At 35.6% G+C, this 23765-nt stretch carries 12 protein-coding genes; all 12 read left to right on the forward strand.

Annotated elements, in window-relative coordinates:
- Positions 1–297 precede the first annotated feature (297 nt).
- The 12 genes from GKZ86_RS14865 to GKZ86_RS14920 all read left to right on the forward strand — a co-directional run bounded on the left by GKZ86_RS14865 (position 298) and on the right by GKZ86_RS14920 (position 23725).
- On the forward strand, positions 298–1791 hold the full coding sequence (locus GKZ86_RS14865) for a xylulokinase (protein WP_154783870.1): 1494 nt from the start codon (positions 298–300) through the stop codon (positions 1789–1791).
- A 2-nt stretch (positions 1792–1793) separates the two neighbouring features.
- Complete coding sequence (gene xylA / locus GKZ86_RS14870; RefSeq protein ID WP_154783871.1) at positions 1794–3113, forward strand: xylose isomerase; 1320 nt, start codon at positions 1794–1796, stop codon at positions 3111–3113.
- A gap of 48 nt (positions 3114–3161) precedes the next feature.
- Positions 3162–6275: a TonB-dependent receptor gene (locus GKZ86_RS14875; RefSeq protein ID WP_154783872.1), complete on the forward strand. Its 3114-nt coding sequence runs from the start codon at positions 3162–3164 to the stop codon at positions 6273–6275.
- A 12-nt stretch (positions 6276–6287) separates the two neighbouring features.
- Positions 6288–7883, forward strand: a complete 1596-nt coding sequence (locus GKZ86_RS14880) for a RagB/SusD family nutrient uptake outer membrane protein (RefSeq protein WP_154783873.1) — start codon at positions 6288–6290, stop codon at positions 7881–7883.
- A 17-nt stretch (positions 7884–7900) separates the two neighbouring features.
- Positions 7901–8761 carry a hypothetical protein gene (locus GKZ86_RS14885; protein WP_154783874.1) on the forward strand — a complete coding sequence of 287 codons (861 nt, stop codon included), beginning with the start codon at positions 7901–7903 and terminating at the stop codon, positions 8759–8761.
- Between the two features lie 88 nt (positions 8762–8849).
- A complete protein-coding gene (locus GKZ86_RS14890; RefSeq protein ID WP_154783875.1) occupies positions 8850–11339 on the forward strand; it encodes a glycoside hydrolase family 2 TIM barrel-domain containing protein in 2490 nt (829 codons plus the stop codon).
- Between the two features lie 74 nt (positions 11340–11413).
- Positions 11414–13813: an alpha-xylosidase gene (locus tag GKZ86_RS14895; protein WP_154783876.1), complete on the forward strand. Its 2400-nt coding sequence runs from the start codon at positions 11414–11416 to the stop codon at positions 13811–13813.
- Between the two features lie 304 nt (positions 13814–14117).
- Complete coding sequence (locus GKZ86_RS14900; RefSeq protein ID WP_154783877.1) at positions 14118–16121, forward strand: glycoside hydrolase family 97 protein; 2004 nt, start codon at positions 14118–14120, stop codon at positions 16119–16121.
- A 137-nt stretch (positions 16122–16258) separates the two neighbouring features.
- Positions 16259–17839, forward strand: coding sequence for a glycoside hydrolase (locus tag GKZ86_RS14905; protein ID WP_154783878.1), 1581 nt, complete (start codon positions 16259–16261; stop codon positions 17837–17839).
- A 46-nt stretch (positions 17840–17885) separates the two neighbouring features.
- Positions 17886–20120: a glycoside hydrolase family 3 C-terminal domain-containing protein gene (locus GKZ86_RS14910; protein WP_154783879.1), complete on the forward strand. Its 2235-nt coding sequence runs from the start codon at positions 17886–17888 to the stop codon at positions 20118–20120.
- Between the two features lie 304 nt (positions 20121–20424).
- Complete coding sequence (locus GKZ86_RS14915) at positions 20425–21663, forward strand: glycoside hydrolase family 5 protein (RefSeq protein ID WP_194632518.1); 1239 nt, start codon at positions 20425–20427, stop codon at positions 21661–21663.
- Between the two features lie 112 nt (positions 21664–21775).
- The gene (locus GKZ86_RS14920) at positions 21776–23725 is read left to right on the forward strand and encodes a sialate O-acetylesterase (protein WP_154783880.1); all 1950 of its coding nucleotides are present in this window, start codon (positions 21776–21778) and stop codon (positions 23723–23725) included.
- The last annotated feature ends 40 nt before the right edge of the window (positions 23726–23765 follow it).

Consider the following 23765-nt stretch of genomic DNA (forward strand, 5'->3'; position numbering starts at 1 on the left):
AGTGTTTTATTTAATTGCTGATTTTTGGGTTTTGTGCTTTTTATTCTTAAATGTCTGATTGTCAAATTGCTAATTCGCTATTTTTTCAATAATTTTTATTTCACTTTAGGCACTTATTTTATTGTATCTGTAAAAATGCATATCGATTAATCTGAATAGCCAAAAAAAACACCTAATATTTTGTTAATATAGAAAAAATGTTTTACACTTGTAGTCAAAATAACCATAAGATAAGTTCAATCTGACTATAAGTTTAAAAGAACAAAGATAATTCTATAATTAAATAAAATACCACAAATGCTATTTTTAGGAATTGATTTAGGAAGCTCTTCGATAAAATTATCAGTTTTCGATCCGGAAAACGGAACGACAATTGGTGCGGTTAGTGTTCCTGATTTTGAAATGCCAATTATTGCTCAGGAATTTGGCTGGGCAGAACAAGATCCTGAATCCTGGTGGCAATTTGTAAAGGACGGAATCAAACAATTAGGTTCAAAATCTAATATTGATTTAAAGAAAATTGCCGGAATCGGAATTGCGTATCAAATGCACGGTTTGGTTTTAACCGATGAAAATCTAAATCCGGTTCGTTCTTCCATTATTTGGTGCGATAGTCGTGCCGCGATTATTGGAGATGCAGTTTATGCTGAGATTGGAGCTGAAAATTGTCAGCAGCAAATTTTAGGAAGTCCGGGAAATTTTACCGCTTCAAAACTAAAATGGGTAAAAGATAATCAGCCGGAAGTTTTTGCAAAAGCAAAATACATGATGCTTCCGGGCGATTTTATTGCGGCCAAATTATCGAAAGTAGCTCAAATTAGTACTTCAGGATTATCAGAAGCAGCTTTATGGAATTTTTCTAAAGGAGAATTAGCAACAGAAATCCTTTCTCAAATGGGATTACCATCTGAAATTGTTCCTGAAATTGTTTCAAACTTCGGAATTCAGGCTACAATTCATGCTGAAATTGCTCAGGAATTAGGATTAAATCCTGATGCAAAAATAACGTACAGAGCCGGAGATCAACCGAACAATGCATTGTCATTGAATGTTTTAAAACCGGGTGAAATTGCTACAACTGCCGGAACATCTGCAGTTGTTTACGCCGTAAGCGATCAGGATGCTTACGACAAACAAAACAGAATCAATACTTTTTTACATGTTAATAATACTGAAACCGAAAAACGTAACGGAGTTATGTTGTGCATAAACGGTTCAGGGATTTTATATCAATGGTTACGTAAAATCATGTCAGTTGACAGAACTGAATTAATTGCGTATGAAAAACTAAATGCCGAAGCTGCAAAAGTAGAAGCGGGAAGCAACGGACTTCGTTTTTATCCTTTCGGAAATGGCGTTGAGCGTATCTTCAATAATAAAAATGCAACTTCTGGAATTCAGAATTTAAACTTCAATATTCATCAACCGTCACATTTAGTTCGTGCGGCTTGCGAAGGAATCGTGTTTGCGATGAACTACGGTTTTGATGTTATGAAAGAAGTTGGAGTTTCAGGAACTGTGGTTCGTGCAGGAAATTCAAACCTGTTTTTGAGTCCGGTTTTTAGAGAAATCTTCACCAATACAACACAAACTACTTTAGAATTATACAATACTTCAGGAGCCGAAGGTGCTGCAAGAGGCGCTGCTTATGGTTTTGGATATTACAATTCACTAGACGAAGCTTTCCAGGGATTGCAATGTTTAGACAGAATTGAACCGAATAAAATCCTGACAACTCAATATCAGGATTTATATCAAGAATGGAAAAGTCAAATTAAAATAGAACAATAACAATGAGCACAACGAATCAATATTTTAAAAACGTCGACAAAATTAAGTTCGAAGGAAGAGAAAGTGATAATCCATTAGCGTTTAAATGGTACGATGAAAATCGTGTTGTTGCAGGAAAAACATTGAAAGAGCATTTGCGTTTTTCAATGGCTTACTGGCATACGCTATGTAATACTGGTGGAGATCCGTTTGGAGCTTCGACTGAAACTTTTGCCTGGGATAAAAATGAAAATGCAATTTTAAGAGCTAAAGACAAAATGGATGCGGCTTTTGAATTCATGACAAAATTAGGTTTGCCATATTATTGTTTTCATGATGTTGATGTTGTAGATGATGCACCAACGTTGGCAGAATTTGAAACTCGTATTCAAACAATGGTTGAATATGCAAAACAAAAACAACAGGAATCCGGAATTAAATTATTGTGGGGAACTTCAAACTTATTCAGCAATCCTCGTTACATGAACGGTGCTGCAACCAATCCAAACTTTGATGTTTTGGCTTACGCCGGAGCTCAGGCAAAAATTGCTATCGATGCAACTATTGCACTTGGTGGAGAAAATTATGTTTTCTGGGGAGGTCGTGAAGGATACATGAGTTTGTTAAACACAGACATGAAAAGAGAATTAGACCATTTAGGCAGATTTTTGAATACTTGTAAAGACTACGCTCGTAAAGAAGGTTTTAAAGGAAACTTCTTAATCGAACCAAAACCAATGGAACCAACAAAACATCAATATGATTATGATGCTGCGACTTCATTAGGTTTCATCAATAAATACGGACTTCAAAATGATTTCAAATTAAACCTTGAAGTAAACCACGCAACACTTGCCGGACATTCTTTTGAGCACGAATTGCAAGTTGCAGTTGATGCAGGAATGTTAGGAAGCATTGATGCAAACCGTGGTGATTACCAAAATGGTTGGGATACAGATCAATTTCCAATTAATCTTCAGGAAGTAACGCAAGCAATGTTGGTTATTCTAGAAGGTGGCGGAATTCAGGGTGGTGGAGTAAACTTTGATGCTAAAGTGAGAAGAAATTCAATCGATTTAGAAGACAAATTTATCGCGCACATTTCAGGAATGGATGTTTTTGCAAGAGGATTAATCTGCGCAGATCAAATACTACAAAATACAAATTACAGAAAATTACGCACAGAGCGTTACAGTTCGTTTGACGGTGGTAACGGAGCTAAGTTTGAAAAAGGAGAATTATCTCTTGAAGATCTTAGTAAAATTGCCCGTGCAAGCGGAGAGCCTCAACCATTAAGTGGTAGACAAGAATTATTCGAACAAATTATTTCGAATGCATACTAAATTAAATTATAAGGTAACTAACTATAAATTTAACCAATCTTAATTATTATGAAAAGCAATTATTGTATAAAAACAACACTGCTTCCGTTTTGTATGGCGCTACTGCTAAGCGTTTTTGCAATGCAATCAGGTTTTGCTCAGGATCAATCCAAATTCGTGAGCGGAAATATAACATCAGCAGATGATAATATGGGAGTTCCGGGCGCGACTGTTTTAGTGCAGGGAACAAATATTAGCACTGCAACTGATTTTGACGGATTATATAAAATTGAAGCTAAAACCGGAGACGTACTGGTTTTTAGTTTTATGGGATATAAAACGCAAAAAATTACTGTTGGAGCCAATAGAAAAATAAATGTAACCATGCAGGCTGAAACGGCTGAACTTAAAGAAATTGTGGTTATCGGTTACGGTACACAAAAGAAAAAGGTAAACACGGCAGCAACTTCATTAGTATCTGGAAAAGACATTCAAAATGTTGCCAGTCTTGATGTAGTAAACGCTTTGCAAGGCCAGGCTTCAGGAGTAAATGTTACTTCAACTTCAGGACAACCCGGAGCTGGAATGGCAGTAAACATTCGTGGAGTAGGAACGGCAGGAAACAGCACACCGCTTTACGTAGTTGATGGTGTGGTTGTCGATAACGGAATTGGATATCTTGATCCTTCTGCTATAGAAAGAATTGACGTTCTTAAAGATGCTTCTGCAGGATCTATTTATGGTGCAAGAGCAGCAAACGGAGTTATTTTGGTAACTACCAAAAAAGGAAAAGATGGTAAAATGAATGTGTCGCTTAACTCTTATACAGGTTTTCAGCAAGTTGCTAAAAAACTGGATTTATTAAACACACAGGAATATACTACAATTATGAACGAAGCTCGTGTAAATTCTGGTTTAACACCTTTATATACACCGGCGCAAGTAGCAGCAATGCCAAACCATGACTGGCAGGATGATTTATTTAAAGATGGTGCAATAAAACAAAATCACTCGCTTACGATTAGTGGTGGAGATAAAAAATCTACAATTGCTACAGGATTGTCTTATTACGGACAAGAAGGTATGATTGGTGGTGCAACAAGTCAATCGCAATACGATCGTATTACATTTAATGTAAACTCAACATCTGAAGTAATTGAAAATCATTTGAAAATTGGAGAAAACTTTTCATTCGCCAATATCAAAAGTTCAGGGGTTGCAGATCAGGGAATTTACAGCAACGCTATCAGAAGCTTCTTAAACGCGGCACCAATTGATGCAGTTTATGATGCAGACGGAAATTTTGCACATTCAGTAGTTGCACCAGACGTTAGTAATCCGGTTGGATCATTATATTACAACAATTTTAATGAAACTAAATCAAACCGTTACGTAGGAAACATTTTTGCAGAATTAAAATTCTTAAAAAACTTTACTTACAGAACTAGTTTTGGTGTTGATATGACAGACAGTAACTACCGTTCATTCAGACCGGTTTATTCTCTTTCAACAACAGATAATAATACGGTTTCAAGCGTAACTCAAAATGCTACTAAATCATTAGGATGGATTTTTGAAAACACGTTACAATACAAAGCGACTCTTGCCGGAGTACATAATTTTGATGTTTTGGTAGGTACTTCTGCTAAAAAGAATACATCAGATTTTATGGAAGGTACAGGGAAAAACCTAACTTTTGATGATTTTGCACACGCTTATTTAAGCAATGCTACAGATCAGACATCAAATACTGTAAAAGGAAATCGTGCAGATTATGCGATTCAATCTTATTTCGGACGTTTATTGTATGACTATGATAACAGATATTTATTTACAGCAACAATAAGAAGAGACGGTTCATCAAACTTTGCACGTTCAAGCAGATACGGAAATTTCCCGTCACTTTCTGCAGGTTGGAATGTTGATAAAGAAAGCTTCTTTCCGGAAAATAAAGTAGTAAACAATCTTAAAATTAGAGCAAGTTGGGGACAAAATGGTAACGATCAGATTCCTGCTTTTTCTTATTTATCAACGATTAGCACTTATAATAAAAGCTACCATTTCGGGACTGGAACAGAAACATTGCAAACAGGAGCAAGCCCTGACCAACTTTCTAATCCTCGTTTAAAATGGGAAACTTCAGAACAAACCGATTTAGGTTTTGATGCTACATTGTTCACTAATTTTACTTTAACGTTCGATTATTACGATAAAAAAACAAAAGACTGGTTAGTACTGTCATCTATTCCTGTTTATGCAGGAGCAACAGCTCCATATATTAACGGAGGAGATATTCAAAATAAAGGTTTTGAAGTTGCTTTGGCTTACCGCACGAAATTTGGAAAAGACTGGAATTTTTCTGTAAACGGAAACATTTCACACAATGAAAATAAAGTACTTAGAGTTGCCAACAGTGAAGGAATTATTCACGGAGAAACAAACTTATTGTTTCAGGGAACAGATGAGATGAACCGTGTTGAGGTTGGACAGCCAATTGGTTATTTCTACGGATTAAAAACAGCAGGAATTTTTCAAAATGCTTCGGAAGTTGCTGCAGGCGTACAACCAAATGCACAACCTGGAGATGTTCGTTTCGTAGACTTAAACAATGACGGAAAAATAGATGCAAACGATAAAACTAAAATCGGAAATCCAAATCCTGATTTTACGTACGGTTTAAATTTTGATCTTTCATACAAAGCATTCGATCTTTCGGTTTACACGTATGGAGTAGCAGGAAACCAAAACGTTTTCGCAGTTCATGATCCAACGCGTCCATACAGTAATAACACTACAGAAGTTTTAAACAGATGGACAACAGAAGGAAGTTCTAACACAGTTCCAAGAGTTACTTACGGAGCAGATACAAACGGGAACTATACAAAATTCTCTGATTTATATGTTCAAAATGCAGATTTCTACAGAATTAAAAGTGCTACTATAGGATGTGATTTTACAAAATTAACAAACAAGTTAAACTTCTTTAGTAAATTCAGAGTGTATGTAGCAGCTAATAACCTGTTTACATTTACTAAATACCAAGGAATGGATCCTGAAATTGGATTTGGAAACAGTAACAGAGATAGCAGCGGTAACTTGACTCAACCATGGGCAAGAGGAATTGATGTTGGATATTATCCACAGCCAAGAACGTATATGATGGGTCTTAATGTTAACTTTTAAATTATGAAAACGATGAAAAAATATATAAAACTATTAGCTCTTTCAAGCTTACTTGTTTTAGGAGCTTGTTCAGATGATTTTCTGGATACAGAATCTTCTACAAACAAAGATGAATCGAACTTTTATAAAACACCAAATGATGCTTACGAAGGTTTAGTTGCCGTTTATGATGTATTGCAACGTGAAGCTTACGGAGGACCATTATTAATTAGCGAACAAGCATCTGATGATTGTTTTGGAGGCTACGGAACTGCGGACGCTCAGGCTGATATCGAATGGGACCGCTTTTTATATGTAAGTAATAAAGACATGAACTCTGATGTTTGGAAATATGCTTACTTAGGAATTTACAGAGCCAATATTCTATTAGAAAATCTGGACAAAGTAAACTGGGGCGCTAACACAGCATTAAAAACAAGATACGAAGCAGAAGCTCGTTTTTTAAGAGCACACTTTCACTTTACAGCTGCGAAAATGTTCGGAGATATTATTCCTCTTGATCATACAGTGACTACAAGTGAGTTTCAATTGCCAAGACAAGCGCCAGAAGTTACTTATGCTTTAATTGCAAATGATTTAAAATTTGCTATTGATAATTTAGGTCCTGAAAACTATTCACAAACAGGAAACGCAAATTACGGTCGTATCACAAAATGGGCTGCCGAAGCTTATTTAGCAAGAACATTTTTATTCTACACTGATTATTACGAAAAACCAGATTTAGCCGGTGTAATTACAAAAGCACAAGCTACAACTTATATCAATGATGTAGTAAGCAATAGTGGACACGGATTAGTGGCTGATTTTGCTAATCTTTGGCTTGCAGCTTCTTTCGCAAATTTTGCAGGAGAAGACAATACAGAAATGGTTTGGGCGGTTCGTTTTAACGGTTCAGGAAAAGGAGATTGGGGTTTAAATGAAGGAAACCGTTTTCAGGTAAATATTGCTCCCCGTGGAGGTAATATCGGACCTTATGCTACTGGCTGGGGAGGAGCAACTGTAAATCCTAAACTATACCAAGAATACGCGACAGGTGATACCCGTAGAGATGCTACAATTATCAGTTACAATACAGAACAGTATAAAGGTGCACCTCTAAATTTTGATCCGGAAGCAAGAGATCAACGTCAATATACAGGATATTCATGGAAAAAATATTGCCCAATTACTAACGATGCAGGAACTGCAATTGTAGAAGCAAACGGAGGAAATTTCCAAATTGATAACTATCAGGATTATGCTATAATTCGTTTTGCAGATGTATTGCTTATGGCAGCTGAATTAAATCTAACTTCCAATTCAACTTTAGCTATTGATGATTTTAACAGAGTTCGTGACAGAGCCTTTAAAGACACAACGCATAGAGCTACAACTCTTGATAAGGATGCCATCATGGAAGAGCGTCGTTTTGAACTAGCTCTTGAAGGACAACGTTATTTTGATTTAATCAGACAAGATATGACCATTGCAAAAAAGGCAATTGACAATAATACTGGCGCAGAATTTAATATAACTTTTAGACCAGAAACTCTAGGTTGGTTCCCATTGCCACAATCACAGGTAGTACTTTCAAACGGTACAATTAAACAAAACCCAGGTTGGAATTAATTAAAAAACAAATGATTATGAAACGTATATTATATATATTAATAGCTATAGTAACCATAGGCTCATTATTATTTTCATGTGAACCTGTTGAAGATCGAGAAAGTTTAGATGCTGTTACATTAACGCCAGCAGATGTTAAATTTTCAGTTACCCCAAATCCTGCAAACGGAAATGAAATTTTGATACAAAATGGAGATCCAGATGTACTTCCTTATTGGAGATATGTTGATGCAACCGGAACGGAATTAGGGCATTCTAATAAATCATCAGATAAAATTATTTTTCCTTTTCCAGGAACCTATACTTTTTATTTTACTGCCTTTGCAAGAGGAGGTTCTGTACAAGCTGCAACATCAAAAAGTGTAACAGTTACTACAACAGATTTGTCTTCTATTACAACAGATCCTAAATGGGCAATGTTGACTAACGGTGCTGCTGGTAAAACATGGGTTCTGGATATGACTAGTCCAATTGGATGGGGAGGATTAGATTTTCCTGGTAAAACAGGTGACAATTGGAACTGGTATCCTGATTACGCTAGTAATAGCTGGGTTATGCCAAATAAAGATTGGGGAGAAATGACTTTTAACTTAGACGGAGGATATAATGTTTCTGTAAAACAAACAGCTCAGACTACAACAAGTCAAACTGCTAAAACAGGACTTTTCTCTTTTGATATTGTAAATAATAAAATGGCATTGAACAATGGCCCTGAATTGCTGTATGGAGGTGATTATTATCCTGATGCAAGCAGCTGGACAAGTTTAAAAGTGGTTGAACTTACTGCGACTTCATTACGTTTATCCGTATTACGTGATCAAAGTAGAACGGGTGAAGGAAAAGCACAGATTATTTTCCACTACAAACCAAAACCATAATTTGGCTTATACATTAAAACTACCGATAGGTGATCCTAAAAATCACTTATCGGTATATTTATATTTTTTTCAATAAAATAATTCCTGTATGAAAAAGAAAAGAAATAATTTAAGTAACAAATTATCATTATTAATGATAATTGGAATCCTGTTTTTTAGCTCTTGCAGCAAAAAAGAAGATGCTTTTGTGAACCGTAAAGTTTCTTTTAATTCAGATTGGAGTTTTCATTTAAATGATAACATTCAAGATCATGACACGATTGGAACTTCAACCAAATGGAGAACCTTAAATGTACCGCATGATTGGAGTATTGAAGGTAAGTTTGATGAAAAAAGTCCGGCCGGATATGGCGGTGGATCACTTAACGGAGGATTAGGTTGGTATAAAAAAACATTCAGAATAGAATCTAAAGATATAAATAAAATAATATCAATAACCTTCGACGGCGTTTACAAAAACAGCGAAGTTTGGATAAATGGACATTATTTAGGAAAACGTCCAAACGGATATATTGGCTTTCAATATGAGATTTCTTCCTACTTAAGTTACGGAGAAAAAAGCAACGAAATTATTGTTAAGGTTGACAATTCAAAACAACCAAACTCACGTTGGTATTCAGGATCAGGAATTTTTAGAAACGTCTGGATCGAAACAACCGATAAATTGCACGTTGCACAATGGGGAACTTATATTACAACCCCAAAAGTTACTGCAGAAAAAGCTTCAGTTAATTTTGAAACGATAATTCAAAATCAAAATTCAGCATCAAAAAAAGCAACAGTAACAACTACTATTTTTAAAGAAGATACCAAAGTAACATCCGTTACTCAAGACATAACGATTGGTGCAAATTCAAATCAAGTATTAAAACAAGAAACTCAGGTTGAAACTCCAATTTTATGGTCTGTAGAAAAGCCGGAACTGTATACTTCAGTTACTGAAATTTCAATAGATGATAAAATTGTAGATCAATACAAAACGAATTTTGGAATCAGAGTTTTTAAATTTGATCTTGACAAAGGTTTCATTCTTAATGGAAAACAAGTAAAAATAAAAGGAGTTTGTTTACATCATGATTTAGGCACGTTAGGTTCTGCGATTAATACACGTGCGATCGAACGTCAGTTGGAAATTTTGAAAGAAATGGGCGTAAACGGAATCAGAACCACACACAATCCACCAGCTCCCGAACTTTTGGATCTTTGCGATAAAATGGGTTTCATTGTAATGGATGAAGCATTTGACATGTGGAAACAAAACAAAACCAAATATGACTATGCAAATGATTGGGACAAATGGCACAAAAAAGATTTAGTTGATCAATTACGCCGTGACCGTAATCATCCAAGTATTTTTATGTGGAGTATTGGAAATGAAATTCCGGAACAATGGAATGAAACTGGTGTTGAAATCGCAAAAGAATTAGCTGCAATTACACGTGAATACGATAAAACGCGTCCGATTACAGCAGCAATGAATCCGCCGGTAAATATGAATCTTGATAGTATTGATTTACAGTTTGATAAAGCAAATGTTCAATACAATAAAATTGCAGCCTCTGGTGTATTAGATATTATTGGCTACAATTATGCACATCAAACCTATGAATATCATAAAAAGAATTTCCCTAACGTACCCTTTATTGCGACAGAAACAACTTCGGCTTTAGAAACTCGCGGTTATTATGACAACAATTCCGATTCAATTAAAAAATGGCCGGTAAGATGGGATCTTAAATTTACAGAAGGAAATCCGGGCAACACCGTTTCGGCTTACGATCAGGTTCAGGCGCCTTGGGGTTCAACACACGAAGCAACCTGGAAAGTAATTAAAAAACATGATTTTCTTTCCGGAATGTATATCTGGACAGGTTTCGATTATATTGGAGAACCAACTCCATACGAATGGCCGTCGGTAAGTTCGTATTTCGGAATTGTTGATTTAGCCGGTTTCCCGAAAGACGTTTATTATATGTACCAAAGCGAATGGACGAACAAAACCGTTCTGCACATTTTTCCGCATTGGAACTGGAAAGTCGGACAAACTGTTGACGTTTGGGGATATTATAATAATGCCGATGAGGTTGAACTTTTTCTTAACGGAAAATCAGTTGGCGTTCGCAGTAAAAAAGGAGAAGATTTACACGTAATGTGGAAAGTTCCTTTTCAACCCGGAACACTAAAAGCTATTTCTCGTAAAAACGGAAAAACAGTTTTAGAAACCGAAATCAAAACAGCCGGAAATCCATCAAACCTAAAACTTACGGCAGACAGAAGCACCATAAAAGCAGATGAAAATGATTTGTCATTTGTAACCGTAACTATTTTAGACGACAAAGGAACTTTAGCACCAAATGCCAATAACGAAATCAATTTCTCATTAAAAGGAAACGGAAAAATAGTTGGCGTTTGCAGCGGAGATCCGGTAAGTCACGAATCATATAAAGGCTTAAAACATACTGCCCTTAACGGAAAATGTTTAGTCATTGTTCAATCCGGCAATAAAACCGGAAGACTTGAATTAACCGCCAAAGCAAACGGATTAAAACAAGCCACAATTGTAATTACAATAGAATAATAAACCACAAAGTCAACGTTCCTAACAGGTTTTGGAAACCTGTTAGGAGAACTAACATTTGAATAAAACAAACAATGAAAAACTCACAATTAACCACATTGCTTTCAATCTTTATGTTTGGATTTCTTGTTATGCCAAAAGCATCAGCACAAATCCAAAATGCAGATGTATTAAACGCGCCAATAGATATCAGCAAAGATTTTCAGAATTACCTGAACACGTTTTATTTTGCTGATGAATTAACAAATTTTGATCCTGCAACAGGAAAGGGAACCATAAAATATCTGAGATACAATTATAAAACACGTCAGGCATTCAACAACATGATGATGAAGCCGGATACTGTTGAAGCAAACGAATTTCCAACAACAGAATATCAGGTTTCACCGGAATTGCCTTTCCAGATTCAATTTGTTTCAGACAGAACAATTCGAATTAAAACTACTTCAGGACCACAATTTCATCCGGAAAAAGAATCCTTAATGTTGATTAACGGCGTTGCGCCAAATCATCCTGAATTATGGAAATATTCTAAAATCGAAGGCGGTCATAAATACACCAGTAAACACGGAGTTGTAGAAATTTTATCAAAACCGTGGCATGTAAAAATTTACGATGAAAAAGGAAAATTACTAACCAGTACACTTCACGATTCTGATTTTAAAAACACTTATACGCCAACACTTCCGTTCTCGTACGTGCGCAGAAACAGCGATTATTCAAGAAGTATGGGAGCAGCTTTCAGCCTGGAACCGGACGAAAAAATATTTGGTTGCGGAGAATCATTCACACAATTTAACAAACGCGGACAAAAAGTGGTTTTGTGGACCGATGACGCCAACGGAATTCAAAACGAAACGATGTACAAACCCGTTCCGTTTTATATGAGCAGCCGAGGTTACGGAGTTTTCATGCACCATTCAACACCAATAACAGTAGACTTTGGAAGATATTATTCAAGTGCAAACGAAATGTATATTGGAGATGACGAAGCCGATTTGTTTTTCTTTATCGGAGAACCAAAAGACGTTTTAGATCAATATACAGATTTGACAGGAAAAGCCGCAATGCCACCACTTTGGTCATTTGGTTTCTGGATGAGCCGAATCACTTATTTCACAGAAAAAGAAGGACGCGAAGTAGCAAAAGATTTGCGTAAATATAAAATTCCAACAGATGTAATTCACTTTGATACAGGTTGGTTTGATGTAGATTGGAGAAACAATTACGAGTTTTCTAAAGAACGTTTCCCGGATGCTCAAAAAATGATGTCAGATTTAAAAGACGACGGTTTTCATGTGTGTTTATGGCAATTACCATACTTCTCACCAAAAAACACCTTGTTTAACGAAATCATGGACAAGAATTTAGCCGTAAGAGATCGCAAAGGAAATCTTCCGTATGAAGATGCTGTTTTAGATTTTTCAAATCCCGAAACCGTATCTTGGTATCAGGCAAAATTGAAACATTTATTCGATCAGGGCGTTTCTGTTTTCAAAGTTGATTTTGGAGAAGCAGCACCACCAGACGGAATTTACCATTCAGGTAGAACAGGATTTTACGAACATAATTTATATCCGCTAAGATATAATAAGGCTGTAGCCGAAATTACGCAAAAAGAAAAAGGATATACTTTAATCTGGGCAAGAAGTACTTGGGCAGGATCACAACGTTACCCATTACATTGGGGAGGAGATGCTGAAACTACAAACGGAGCAATGTCGGCAGAATTACGTGGCGGACTTTCATTAGGATTAAGCGGATTCAGTTTCTGGAGCCATGATGTTGGAGGATTTGCAACAAAATCACCAGAGAATTTATACAGAAGATGGGCACCTTTCGGAATGTTTACATCACACGTAAGAAGCCACGGAGAACCTCCGCGCGAACCTTGGTTATACAGCAAAGATTTCTTGGAAGGATTTAGAAAAGCAGATAATATGCGTTATGAATTGATGCCATATATCTACGCTCAGGCCAAAGAAAGTTCTCAAAAAGGATTACCAATGATGCGTGCCCTATTTGTAGAATATCCAAATGACCCGGGTGCCTGGTTAGTAGATAATGAATATTTGTTTGGATCAAGCATTTTAGTTGCGCCGCTTTTTGAAGAAGTAACAGAAAGAGACGTTTATCTTCCGGAAGGAACATGGATCGATTACCAAACTAAAAAAGTATACCAATCAGGATGGCATAAAATTAAAGCAGGCGAAGTACCAATTGTAGTTTTGGTAAAAGACGGAACCGCATTGCCTCACATCGCTTTAGCACAATCTACAAAAGATATGGATTGGAGCAAATTGACTTTAAAAGTATACGCCAGCGACAAAACAACTTCGGCAACAGCCAAAGTATTTTTACCAAACGGCGATGCGGTACAAGAAATAAAAGTGACAAAAAACGGAAACAATTTTGAAGTAGCACCAAATGCATTAAACGGAAAAACCACTTTCAAAACAGAGTGGATTAAATAAAAAATAGTCGCCACTGATTACTCAGATTAAAAGGATAATTACTCTCGCAGATTTAGCAGATCATGCAGATTTTTTTTTAATCTTAAAATCAATAAAAGAATTTAAAAAAAAATAAAATCTGCTCAATCTGTCAAATCTGCGAGAGAAATAAAAAAATCATTTAAATTCTTTTATCTCGATAGCTATCGGGAGTGACAAAAAAATAACCCTCAAAGGGATAAAAATAAGGTTTTAGTTTAGTTTTAAATCGGGTGAAGTTGAGCAACGTCATCCGATTTATTTAAGAAGATTCAACAAAAGTACCATGAAAAATAATATAATACTCTCCGCTGTTTTACTGTCAATTACAATTGGTTACAGTCAGAAAAACAAAAACGCTTACGAATTAGCTTCACCAAACGGACAAAATAAAATCAAGTTTGAGTTGGTAAAAAACGCTCCAAAATATGCAGTTTCACACGGAAAAACCGAAGTGATTACAGCATCAGATTTGGGTTTTGTTTTAAAAAACAATGAAAACTTAAGCACAGATTTCGAAATCAAAAATGTAAAAAATACTTCTTTTGATGAAACCTGGGAACAAGTTTGGGGAGAAAAGAAAAACATCAGAAACCACTACAATCAGTTATCAGTTGAATTACAGCAAAAAAGCGGAAACAAACGTAAGTTAGAAATTCAGTTTCGTGCGTTTGATGACGGAGTAGCTTTTAGATATGTTTATCCAAAACAAAATGTAAAAGACAGTATTTTCATTATAGATGAAAAAACGACTTTTAACCTAAAAGAAGATGGAAAAGCATGGTGGATTCCGGCAAACAGAGAAAACCGTGACGAATATCTTTTTAAAGAAGCTGCCGTAAGTACGCTTGATACCGTTTTGACGCCACTTACAATCGAAAGTAAAAGCGGATTAGCATTGAGTTTTCACGAAGCAAACTTAATAGATTTTGCAAGTATGACTTTGGTAAATACAACCGGAACGCAACTTAAATCTGATTTAGTGCCGTGGGCTGATGGTATAAAAGTGCGTGTAAAAGATACATTTACGTCTTCTTGGAGAACCATTCAAATTGGAGAAAAACCAGCAGATTTAATTACATCTTATTTAATTTTAAATCTAAACGAACCAAATAAATTAAAAAACACAAGTTATTTTAAACCATACAAATACTTCGGAATTTGGTGGGGAATGCACATTGGAAAATACACTTTTTGGGAAAGTGACAAACAAGGTGCAACAACCAAACATGCCGAAGAATATATTGACTTTACAGCAAAAGAAGGATTTCATCATTTATTGATCGAAGGCTGGAACAAAGGCTGGACACCACAATGGTATGAAAACCACATGCACATGTTCAGTTTCACAAAAAGCGCAGACAATTTCGACTTAGAAAAAGTAGTTGAATACGGAAAGAAAAAAGACGTAGAACTTATTGGTTATCATGAAACAGGTTCAAACTTAATCAATTACTTAAAAGAAGTTGACGAAGGTTTTGCGTTGTACAAAAAAATGGGAATTCACTCCGTTAAAATTGGTCACGTAGGTTCTAAATTAAACATGAAACAAATGCACTTTGGGCAATTTGGAGTAAATTATTTCAGATATATTTTAGAAAAAGCAGCACAATATGATTTAGCCGTTTTATATCACGAATCAATAAAAGATACCGGAGAACGCAGAACTTTTCCAAACATGGTTTCGAGAGAAGCAGCGCGTGGACAAGAATACAATGCATGGAGCGAAGGAAATCCGCCAAATCACTTAACGATTATTCCTTTCACCAGATTACTTTCAGGACCAATGGATTTTACACCTGGAATTTTTGATGTTGAGGTAAAACAAGGTTATCCTGGAAAAAGAGTTCACGGAACAGCAGCACAGCAATTAGCATTGTACGTAACCATTTATGCGCCAATACAAATGATGGCCGATCTTCCTGAGAATTATGAAGGAAAACCAGCATTACAATTCTTAAAAGATGTTCCAACAGATTGGGAAGATACTAAAGTATTAGAAGGAAAAATTGGAGAATATATTACAACAGCACGTAAAGACAGAAATAGTGCCGATTGGTTTTTAGGAACAATTACAAACGAAAATGCAAGAGACGTAAATGTTTCATTATCATTTTTAGATCCAAATGCAACTTACGAAGCACAAATTTATGCTGATGCCGAAGGAACAGATGAAACACATAATCCATCAGAAATTGCAATTTCTAAGAAAACAGTAAAAGCTTCAGATTCACTAAAATTACATTTAGGAGGCGCTGGAGGAACAGCAATTAGATTTAAGAAATTGTAATTATTTAGATGTTTATCCTAACAGGTTTCCAAACCTGTTAGGTATTATTCAAGTCATATTTAGTTTCGGATATAAAACAATACCTAACAGTCCCGAAGCCTCAGGATTGGAAACCTGTTAGGATATAAAAAAATCAAATGAAAATAAAATCAGCAATACTATTTCTTTCATTAATTCTAATCAATATTAATTTGTTTGGACAAAATGCTGTTGCTGAAAACAGAATCATAAAAGTAGATTACAATAAAACTGCAGGAAAACTGAACGCTATGTTCAAAGAATGCATCGGTGCAGGAAGAGCAAACGAAGGTTTACGTGCCGATTGGCAGCAGCAATTGGCAATGACCAAAAAAGAATGCGATTTTAAATACATCAGAATGCACGGTTTATTGTCTGATGATATGGCAGTTTACCGGGAAGATTCAAAAGGAAATCCGGAATACAATTATCAATATATCGATGTTTTGTATGATTTTCTAATAAGCATTAAAATCAAACCTTTCGTAGAATTAGGTTTTATGCCTAATGCATTAGCAAGCGGAAATCAGACTATTTTTTGGTGGAAAGGAAATGTAACGCCACCAAAAGATTATAAAAAATGGGAAGATTTAATTAGAAACCTAACCCAGCATTTTAAAGAACGTTACGGGGACGAAGAAGTAAAAACATGGTATTTTGAAGTTTGGAACGAACCCAATTTATCACCGGGTTTCTGGGCAGGAACGCAACAAGAATATTTCAAATTATATGAATATGCAGCACGCGGAATAAAAAGCGTAAATCCGGCATATAAAGTTGGTGGCCCCGCAACAGCAGGAGCGGCGTGGGTTCCGGAAACAATAGATTTTTGTGCTAAAAATAATGTTCCGTTAGATTTTATTTCGACACATACATACGGAGTAAAACAAGGATTTCTGGATGAATTCGGAACTTCGGGAACCGTTTTAAATAAAGACGAATCAAGTATAAGTGGCGATGTCATAAACTCACGCAAACAGATTTCGAATTCGGCAAAGCCAAATTTAGAATTGCATTATACCGAATGGAGCACATCGTATACGCCCGCAGATCCAGTTCACGACAGTTATCATTCAGCAGCTTACATACTTCAAAAACTAAAACAAGTTGGCAATGCGGCGAACTCCATGTCATATTGGGTTTTTACCGATATTTTTGAAGAAGCAGGCCCGAGATTTACGCCTTTTCATGGAGGTTTCGGATTATTGAATACGCAGGGAATTAAAAAACCGGCTTATTTCTCTTATGCTTTTCTGAATAAATTAGGAGAAACTGAACTTCAAAATAAAGATACCTCTTCATGGGCAACCAAAAATGCAAAAGGAGATGTTCAGTTATTATTTTGGGATTTCACCAATACACATCCGGGAGATTCGATTAATAATCAAACGTATTATATAAAGGATTTACCATCTAAATCAAAAGGAAACTTAAAGATTGAAATAGATGGTTTACAAAAAGGAAAATATACTTTAGAAATCTATAAAACAGGTTATAAAGTCAATGATGCTTACGCCGATTATTTGGCTTTAGGAAAACCAAGTCAGCTAACGCGTGAACAAGTAAATAAAATCAAAGAAAAAAATAGCGGAGCCTTGATTGCAACAGAAAAAGTAACGATCAATGCCAACGGAACTTTTAGCAAAGATTTTAAAATCAATGAAAACGATGTTGTATTGTTCAATTTTGTAAAGCAATAAAACCTTAAAAAGAACTATTCAAAAAACTAAAACTAAATTATTAAGCATGAAAAATAAAATTATATGCCTATCGGCTGCATTTGCATTTTTAGCATTTGCATCTTGTAAAAATGATGCAAAAACAGCAGGTTCAGATACAGCACAAACGGAACATCTGGGAAAAGAAATCGGAACTGAATTTGATGCACAAATCGACAAATTGGTTTCTCAAATGACATTAGAGGAAAAAATCGGAATGCTGCACGGTAACAGTATGTTTACCAGTGGTGGTGTAAAACGTTTAGGAATTCCCGAACTAAAAATGGCCGATGGACCATTAGGAGTTCGTGAAGAAATTTCTCGTGACAATTGGGCTCCGGCAGGATTAACCAATGATTTTGCAACCTATTATCCTGCAGGCGGAGGTTTGGCCGCAACCTGGAATACTGAAATGGCGTATACTTTTGGAAATAGTGTAGGGCAGGAATTACGTGCCAGAGATAAAGATATGTTGCTTTCGCCAGCCATAAATATTGTTAGAACGCCACTTGGAGGAAGAACATATGAATATATGTCTGAAGACCCGTTTTTGAATAAAAAAATTGCAGTGCCGTTAATTGTTGGTTTACAGGATAATGATGTTATGGCTTGTGTAAAGCACTTTGCAGCAAATAATCAGGAAACAAATCGTGATTTTGTCGATGTACAAATTGACGAGCGTACACTTCGCGAAATTTATCTTCCGGCATTTGAAGCTTCTATAAAAGAAGGTCACGCGTATAGTGTAATGGGAGCTTACAATAAATTTAGAGGAGAATATTTATGTGAGAATGATTATATGCTAAATAAAATCCTTCGTGAAGAATGGGGATTTAAAGGCGTTGTGGTTTCAGATTGGGCAGCAGTTCATTCAACAGTAAAATCGTTAAACAGCGGTTTAGATATTGAAATGGGAACACCAAAACCATTCAATGAATTTTTTCTTGCCGATAAATTAATCGCTGCAGCAAAAAACAAAGAAATTACAGAAGCAGAAATTGATGTTCACGTAAAAAGAATCTTGCGTACTTTATTTCAGGTAAAAGCAATGGGCGGAAAAGACCGTGCAAAAGGAAGCATCGCAACCGAAGCACATTATCAGGACGCTTATAAAATTGCTGCAGAAGATATCGTTTTATTGAAAAACGAAAATAATGCATTGCCATTAAAATTAGACGGAGTAAAATCTATCGCAGTAATTGGAAACAATGCAACCAAGAAAAACGCGCTTGGCGGTTTTGGTGCAGGAGTTAAAACCAAAAGAGAAATTACACCACTTGAAGGTTTAAAAAACAGATTGCCATCATCCATTAAAATTAATTACGCCGAAGGATATTTAGAGCGTTATGATGAAAAAAACAAAGGAAATTTAGGAAACATAACTTCAAATGGTCCGGTAACAATCGATCAGTTAGATCCGGCAAAAGTATTAGAAGCAGTAGAAGCTGCTAAAAAATCTGATGTTGCTATCATTTTTGCAGGTTCAAACCGTGATTATGAAACAGAAGCTTCAGACCGTAGAGATTTACATTTACCATTTGGACAAGAAGAATTAATTCAGAAAGTATTAGCCGCAAACCCAAGAACAATTGTAGTTTTTGTTGCAGGAGCACCATTTGATATTGAAAATATCAGCAAAAAATCTTCAGCTGTGGTTTGGTCTTGGTTTAATGGTTCTGAAGGAGGAAATGCTTTAGCCGATGTACTATTAGGAAAAGTAAATCCGTCAGGAAAATTACCATGGACAATGCCTAAACAAATCATGGATTCTCCGGCGCACGCTACAAACAGTTTCCCAGGTGGAAAAGTGGTGAATTATGCTGAAGGAATTTTAGTTGGATACCGTTGGTTTGACACTAAAAATATTGAACCGTTATTTCCTTTCGGATACGGATTATCATATACAACTTTTGCTTTCGAAAATGCAAAAGCAGATAAAACTTCTTATGCCGTAAATGAAACAATCGAAGTTTCTGTTGAAGTTAAAAACACCGGAAAAGTCGATGGAAAAGAAGTAGTTCAGTTATATGCTGCAAAAGGAGATTCAAAAGTAACACGTGCAGCAAAAGAACTAAAAGGATTCAAAAAAGTATTGGTAAAATCAGGAAGTTCAGAAACAGTTACCATTCAGATTCCGGTAAAAGAATTAGCATATTATGATGTAACGGCTAAAAAATGGACAGTTGAGCCAGGAAAATATACTTTGAAAGTTGGAAATTCTTCAAGAGATATCAAAAAAGAAATTGTCGTAACAATCAAATAATACATTGAAACAGTAATGCTCTTTGATTTTATTAAAGAGCATTATTTTTAATCCTTTGGTTGTAATTATTTTTAATACATAGAAATATAGAATTTATTGAACTCAAAAAGGCGTTTCACTTGCATTGACAAACATAGCTATGTGTGAGAAACGAGTTTCTTTTTAATTTACTTTTTTCAAAATCATAAAATCTATGTTTCTATGTGTTTAAATATTTTTATGCATTACACCCACGGGTTATTTTAATAAATAGAAATGAAGCTACCTGAATAAAACTTAGAACTAACTATTAAAACCAAACCAAATGAAAAATACTGTAAAAGGTTATCTGTTAAGCACCGCTTTATGTTTTTCTTTTTTAAGTCTTTGGGCTTGCAGTTCTGATAAAGAAGAAGAAAAACAAGAACAAAAAGTAGAAATTGCCGGTTTATATCCAAGTTATAACACAAACCCAATTGCAGCCGATGCAACCGGAATGTCAAGTACAGCTGTACAATTAGCCGCAAAAATAAAATTAGGCTGGAATATCGGAAATACATTGGAAGCCACTGGCGGAGAAACTGCCTGGGGAAATCCAAAAGTAACCAAAGCACTTATTGATGCCGTTAAGGCAAATGGTTTTAATGCCATTCGAATTCCGTGTTCTTGGAATCAGTATTTAGAAAATTCAGCTACAGCAAAAATAAAAGCAGACTGGCTAAATCGAGTAAAAGAAGTTGTTCAGTATTGCGTTGATAATGACATGTATGTCGTCGTAAATATTCATTGGGACGGTGGTTGGCTGGAAAATAATATTACCGAAGCTAAAAAAATAGAAAACAATGCCAAGCAAAAAGCTTTTTGGGAACAAATTGCAACACAATTACGTGGTTTCGACGAACATTTGCTTTTTGCAAGTGCCAACGAACCAGCTGTTGAAGATGCTACACAAATGGCAGTTTTAACATCTTATCATCAAACCTTTATCGATGCAGTTCGTTCTACAGGAGGCAAAAATGCTTACCGCACTTTGGTCGTTCAGGGACCAACAACCGATATTGAAAAAACAAACAAGCTAATGTTGACTTTGCCAACAGATAAAGCAGCAAACCGAATGATGGTAGAAGTGCATTATTATGCTCCATGGAATTTTGCAGGTTTAACCAAAGATGAAACCTGGGGAAAAATGTTCTATTATTGGGGAGCAAATTATCATTCGACAACAGATACAGAAAGAAATGCAAGTTGGGGAGAAGAAGCCGATTTAGAGAAAAACTTCAAATTAATGAAAACCCAATTTGTAGATAAAGGAATTCCGGTTTTGTTAGGAGAATTTGGCGCCATTCGCAGAACAACTTTAACAGGCGATGCGTTAACTTTACATTTGGCTTCAAGAGCATATTATTTAAAAACGGTAGTAAAACAAGCCAAAGCAAACGGATTATTACCTTTTTATTGGGATGAAGGAAATTTAGGAAACAATGGTTTTGGAATCATAAACAGAACCAATAATACAGTTTCAGACACTCAGGCGTTAAATGCATTAATCGAAGGAATACAATAAAAATGTTTTTAAAACCATATAAGTGATATAAGATAATTTAAGTTCAATATTAATTTGCATTTATATTTACTTATATCACTTATATGATTAAAACTAGTAAAATTAGAGAAAAATGAAAAAGTGTACAATCTTTATTTTGTTGATATTTAGCATAATGTCAAATGCTAATGTCAAAATGCCTTTACTGTTTTCTGACGGAATGGTGTTGCAGCGCAACAAAGAAATTCCGGTTTGGGGTTGGGCAGATGCAAATGAAAAAGTAGAAGTTCATTTTAACAAACAAATTAAAATCGTTCAAGCCGATAAAACCGGAAAATGGATGGTGAAACTTTCTGCTGAAAAAGCAGGCGGACCTTTTGAGTTATCCATTACAGGAAAAAATAAAATCGTCATTAAAGATGTTTTGGTTGGTGAAGTTTGGATTTGCAGCGGACAATCAAACATGGAATTTCAGATGTATAAAACCATGAATGCTGAAAAAGAAATGGCCGATTCAAATTATCCAATGATTCGTCATTTTGGAGTAGCGCAAGATTTAAGCGGAACTCCAAAAGAAGATTTAAAACAAGGAAAATGGGCAGTTGCCAACAAAGAAAATATTCGTGATTTTACAGCGGCAGGATTTTTCTTCGCTAAAAAATTATACGCAGAATTAAAAATTCCAATCGGAATCATCAATACTTCCTGGGGCGGAACAAATGTTGAAACCTGGACAAGCCGTGAAGCTTTCGAAAAAAGCGATGACTTTAAAACCATGATTGCAGATGTTCCTCAAGTTGATATCGATGCCGTTTTTGAAGTATATAAAAAATCAGTTTTAGACAACATAAAGAAAAATCAGGGTTTTGATGTTTCTATGGAAAATGAAAACCAATTTGCAGCATTCAATTTTGAGGATAAAAACTGGCCCGAAATAAAAGTGCCATCTTTATGGGAAAACCAGCAAATTGGCAATATTGATGGCGTAGTCTGGATGCGAAAAACAATTATTTTAACGGCAGAACAAGCCAAAAGCGAAGCCGTTTTGCATTTATCAAAAGTAGATGACGAAGATATAACCTATGTAAATGGAGTTGAGGTTGGAACCAATAAAATTTGGGAAGCATTAAGAGTTTATAAAATTCCTGCGGGAGTTTTAAAAGAAGGTAAAAACGTAATTTCCCTTAGAATTGCTGATTATTCAGGCGGCGGCGGAATTTACGGTGATACTGCAGATTTAAAAATTCAATTCAAAGATTCAAATTTAGCACTCGAAGGACTTTGGAAATTTAATGTAGTTCAGGTAAAAATTGCGGTTTCGCCAAACAGTTATCCGTCATTGTTATACAATGCCATGGTAAATCCGTTAGTTCCGTACGCGTTTCAAGGCGTTTTGTGGTATCAGGGCGAAGCCAATGTTTGGAGAGCAAAACAATACAAAAAAGCATTTCCATTAATGATTACAGATTGGAGAACAAAATTTAAACAAGGCGATTTTCCTTTTTACTTTGTTCAATTATCGACTTTCAACGAGTTTGGCGGAAACAGTAAAGTTGGCAGCCGTTGGGCGGAACTTCGCGAAGCACAATCAGAAACGTTGAAGTTGAAAAATACCGGAATGGTTGTAACCACAGATATTGGTAATGCAAAAGATATTCACCCAACAAACAAACAAGACGTTGGATTACGTTTAGCGGCAATTGCATTGAACAATGTTTACGGAAAAAAACAAGTTTACAGCGGACCAACTTTTAAATCTCAGGAAATAAAAGGAAACGAGATTATCCTAACATTCGATAATATAGGTTCAGGTTTATCAACTTCAGATAATTCAGAAAACGTAAAAGGTTTTGAAATCGCCGGAGCTGACAAAGTTTTTCATTCCGCTAAAGCGATCATCAAAAACAACAAAATAATAGTTTCAAGCGAAAACGTAAAAAATCCGGTTGCAATTCATTACGGTTGGGCAGACGATGATACAGAAATCAATCTTTTTAATAAAGAAAAATTCCCGGCATCACCATTTAGAACCGATAATTGGGAAATGATTACGGCAAACGAAGTTTACAAGGTGAGTAAATAATACATTGGTTGCGATTAGATTCTTCTCCTAACAGGTTTTT

The sequence above is a fragment of the Flavobacterium sp. LC2016-13 genome (assembly GCF_009707955.1).
Lineage (GTDB): Bacteria > Bacteroidota > Bacteroidia > Flavobacteriales > Flavobacteriaceae > Flavobacterium.

Coding starts and splice junctions, on each gene's coding strand:
- GKZ86_RS14895 (WP_154783876.1), top strand. CDS start 11,414: ATGAAAAACTCACAATTAACCACATTGCTTTCAATCTTTATGTTTGGA.
- GKZ86_RS14875 (WP_154783872.1), top strand. CDS start 3,162: ATGAAAAGCAATTATTGTATAAAAACAACACTGCTTCCGTTTTGTATG.
- GKZ86_RS14915 (WP_194632518.1), top strand. CDS start 20,425: ATGAAAAATACTGTAAAAGGTTATCTGTTAAGCACCGCTTTATGTTTT.
- GKZ86_RS14900 (WP_154783877.1), top strand. CDS start 14,118: ATGAAAAATAATATAATACTCTCCGCTGTTTTACTGTCAATTACAATT.
- GKZ86_RS14880 (WP_154783873.1), top strand. CDS start 6,288: ATGAAAAAATATATAAAACTATTAGCTCTTTCAAGCTTACTTGTTTTA.
- GKZ86_RS14890 (WP_154783875.1), top strand. CDS start 8,850: ATGAAAAAGAAAAGAAATAATTTAAGTAACAAATTATCATTATTAATG.
- GKZ86_RS14885 (WP_154783874.1), top strand. CDS start 7,901: ATGAAACGTATATTATATATATTAATAGCTATAGTAACCATAGGCTCA.
- GKZ86_RS14910 (WP_154783879.1), top strand. CDS start 17,886: ATGAAAAATAAAATTATATGCCTATCGGCTGCATTTGCATTTTTAGCA.
- GKZ86_RS14920 (WP_154783880.1), top strand. CDS start 21,776: ATGAAAAAGTGTACAATCTTTATTTTGTTGATATTTAGCATAATGTCA.
- GKZ86_RS14865 (WP_154783870.1), top strand. CDS start 298: ATGCTATTTTTAGGAATTGATTTAGGAAGCTCTTCGATAAAATTATCA.
- GKZ86_RS14905 (WP_154783878.1), top strand. CDS start 16,259: ATGAAAATAAAATCAGCAATACTATTTCTTTCATTAATTCTAATCAAT.
- xylA (WP_154783871.1), top strand. CDS start 1,794: ATGAGCACAACGAATCAATATTTTAAAAACGTCGACAAAATTAAGTTC.